At 66.0% G+C, this 3157-nt stretch carries 5 protein-coding genes; 3 read left to right on the top strand and 2 right to left on the bottom strand.

Annotated elements, in window-relative coordinates:
- Both ACJ4V0_RS21415 and ACJ4V0_RS21410 read right to left on the bottom strand, forming a co-directional pair.
- The coding region (locus ACJ4V0_RS21415; RefSeq protein ID WP_448301634.1) for an MFS transporter at positions 1-953 on the bottom strand (953 nt) is incomplete at its 3' end.
- Entirely contained in the window at positions 953-1228 is a 276-nt protein-coding gene (locus tag ACJ4V0_RS21410; protein WP_448301633.1) for a metal-sensing transcriptional repressor, read from the bottom strand. The genes ACJ4V0_RS21415 and ACJ4V0_RS21410, both read right to left, overlap by 1 nt.
- Before the next feature lie 61 nt (positions 1229-1289).
- On the opposite strand from ACJ4V0_RS21410, the gene ACJ4V0_RS21405 reads away from it, so the two are divergent.
- From ACJ4V0_RS21405 to ACJ4V0_RS21395, 3 genes are all read left to right on the top strand, one after another.
- Positions 1290-2021, top strand: coding sequence for a HoxN/HupN/NixA family nickel/cobalt transporter (locus tag ACJ4V0_RS21405; RefSeq protein ID WP_448301632.1), 732 nt, complete (start codon positions 1290-1292; stop codon positions 2019-2021).
- Positions 2018-2413 (top strand): hypothetical protein, encoded by a 396-nt coding sequence (locus ACJ4V0_RS21400; RefSeq protein WP_448301631.1) that lies wholly within the window; start codon positions 2018-2020, stop codon positions 2411-2413. Before ACJ4V0_RS21405 ends, ACJ4V0_RS21400 begins: the two co-directional genes overlap by 4 nt.
- Before the next feature lie 51 nt (positions 2414-2464).
- Positions 2465-3157 (top strand): HupE/UreJ family protein (locus ACJ4V0_RS21395; protein ID WP_448301630.1); only part of this gene is annotated, 693 nt, incomplete at its 3' end.

The following is a 3157-nucleotide window of genomic DNA, read 5'->3' as shown; positions in this document are numbered from 1 at the left end:
GTGGAATAGCCGATGCCGAGGAGGAACCAGAGCGGCAGGAGCAGGGCATAGGACGGGACCGCGGCAGCCGCCAGTGTTCCCACAGTCAGCAGCCCGGCGCCGGCCAGCATGACGGTCCGGTCCGCAACCCGTTCGAGGAGGCTCGGCAGAGCCAGTGCCGCAACCATGGAGCCTGCCCCGAAGGCTGCAAGCGCAAGCGCGGTGCTCTGTTGGTCGAGCCCGAAGGTCGCCTGCACATAGACCACGGTGTTGACGATGACGAGCGCGCCGGCCATGGCCACGGCAAGGTTGATGGCCAAAAGTCCTCGGAGGCGCGGGGTGGCGAGATAGATGCGGATGCCCCGCGTCGTGCGGTCGTAGATGCCGCGGGGTTTCGACGGCTTCGGGCTCGGCAGCGCCACCGACATGACGAGAGCGGCCGAGATTAGCAAGCCGATCACCGTGCCGGCGAACAGGTTGTGGAACGAGATGAACACCAGGAGGAGGGCCGCGAGCATCGGGCTTGCGACGCTTTCCAGGTCGTAAGCTAGCCGCGAGAGCGAGAGGGCACGGGTGTAGTCCTTCTCGTCCGGCAGGATGTCGGGAATGGTCGCCTGGAAGGTCGGGGTGAAGGCGGCCGAGGCTGATTGCAGCACGAAGATCAGGACATAGACCTGCCAGATCTCGGTGACGAAGGGGAGGAGGACCGCGACGCCCGCCCGCACCAGGTCGAGCGTCACCAGCATGGCCCGCCGCGGCACGCGCTCGGCGAAGGCCGAGGCGATCGGCGCCACGGTGACGTAGGCGATCATCTTGATGGCGAGCGCGGTTCCCAGCACCGCCCCGGCATTGGCGCCGGCCAGCGAGAAGGCGAGCAGGCCGAGCGCCACCGTCGCCAGTCCCGTGCCGATCAGGGCCACGACCTGGGCGAGGAACAGGCGGCGATAGGTGAGGTTCTGGAGGACAGCGATCATCACAGGTACTTCGTGATCTGCTTGAACTCGTCGATCGGCTTGCGCTGGCTCGCCCCGACCTCGCCGACGGTCGCTTCGAGGCAATGGTCGAGATGGTCCTGGATCAGCGTCTTCTTGGCCTGCGTGATGGCCCTCTCCACAGCGTGAAGCTGCTGCGCGATGTCGAGGCAGGGCTTCTCCTCCTCGATCATGGCGATGACCTTCCGCAGGTGTCCCTCGGCGCGCTTCAGGCGCTTGGCGATGTCGGCATGGTGCGCGTGAATGTGTCCGCTCATGGGCTATGCCTATCCCCCCGGGGAGGATATAGCAACGCTCGAAGAACCGGGGAGTGCCTTATTGAGCAGCATCAGCGGCCTCTGGGCCGCCCTCATCGACCTGCAGTCGTGGATACGGCAGTTCCTGTCGGCCGAGATCGCGGCCTTTGCCGGCCAGAGGGACTGGGCGGCGCTGGCGGCCGTCCTGCCGCTGGGCATCGCCTTCGGCGCGGCGCATGCCATGACGCCGGGGCACGGCAAGACGGTTCTCGCAACCTACCTCATCGGGTCCCGCATGGCGGTGGCGAAGGCGTGCCTCACCGCCTTCCTGCTGGCGGCAACCCATGTCGGCATGGCGGTCGCTCTCGCTGTAACCTCGTCAGCCCTGGTCCGCCGAACCATCACGGGGGCGGGGCAGGCGCCGACCCTTGAACTGATCAGCCGCGGCCTGCTGCTCGTGATCGGGGTTTGGCTGCTGGTTCGCGCCTGGCGCGGGCCTGATCACGAACGGCATGGGGACAGCGTCGGCGTTGGCGTGGTGGCAGGGCTCATTCCCTGTCCGCTCACCCTGTTCGTGATGTTCTATGCGATCGCACGCGGCGTGCCCGAGGTGGGGCTCACCTTTGCGGTTGCCATGATGCTCGGCGTCGCGATCCCCTTGGGTCTGGTCGCCATTCTCAGCGTCGCCATGCGCGAGGTGGCCACCGCAGCCGCTGCCCGGTTCGGTGGGTCCATTCACACCGCCGGGCGTATCCTCGATGGACTGGCGGGAACGATGCTGGTGCTGGTCGGTGTTGCTGCGCTATGGCGATGACCCGTGCCACAATCCTGCCGACCTCCGGCAGCACAGAGGAGACGATGTCGCTGCGCGCCCGACGCCTGATCTGTCTCATGCTGGCCGTCCTACTCGGCCTGTCGGGGCCTGCGTTCTGGCGCGGCGCCGGGTCGAGCCATGCCGCGGCCATCGCCATGTCGGACAACGACCATGGACACGGGCAGCCCCACTCGCACGACCATGACGGAGAGAGCGGCCAGCACATTCCGCACGGGCCGGATCATTCCCATGTCACGCTGGGCCTCGCGCAATCACCACACTACACTTTTGAGCCTGTCCGGGTGGCGGTCCGCGCGACGCTTCACGCCTCGCCCCCACTTGATGTGACCTGGCCCCTCGAACGGCCACCACGCTCGGCCGCGCCGTTCTGATCCGGCGCCGGCCGACTGGTCGGCTGTTCTCCCATCAATTGGAATCATCCCATGCGAACTCATCGCGGAGGGACGGCTGAGGCTGCACGCACTGTGCAGAGATACCTCGGCCTTGCCCTTCTGACCCTTTGCCTCGCGACCCTCGGGGTCTCCGAGGCCTTCGCCCATGCCGTCGCCGAAGGCGACAAGGGCTACATCCAGGAGATCACGGGGGTGCACCTCATCCCCTTTGTCTATCTCGGCGCCAAGCACATGGTGACGGGCTACGACCACCTGTTGTTCCTGGCGGGTGTGATCTTCTTCCTCTACCGCCTCAAGGATATCGGCATCTATGTGAGCCTCTTCGCCCTCGGGCATTCGATCACGATGCTGCTCGGCGTCTATTTCAACGTGGGGATCAACTCGTTCCTCATCGACGCCGTCATCGGCCTTTCGGTCGTCTACAAGGCTCTCGACAATCTCGGCGCCTACCAGCGCTGGTTCGGCTTCCAGCCGAACACCAAGGCCGCGACGCTCGTCTTCGGGCTGTTCCACGGCTTTGGGCTTTCGACGAAGATCCTCGAATACAAGATCGCTCCTGACGGCCTCCTGCCGAACCTCCTCGCCTTCAATGTCGGGGTGGAGATCGGCCAGTTGCTGGCGCTCGCCGGCATTCTGATCGCCATGGGCTTCTGGCGCCGGACCGACGGGTTCCGTCGCCATGCCTACACCGCCAACGTGGCCATGATGGCCGCGGGTTTCGTT

This window comes from Phreatobacter aquiterrae (assembly GCF_053471285.1).
Note: the sequence above shows the minus strand (reverse complement) of the source record. Positions and strands in the feature narration are given on the sequence as shown.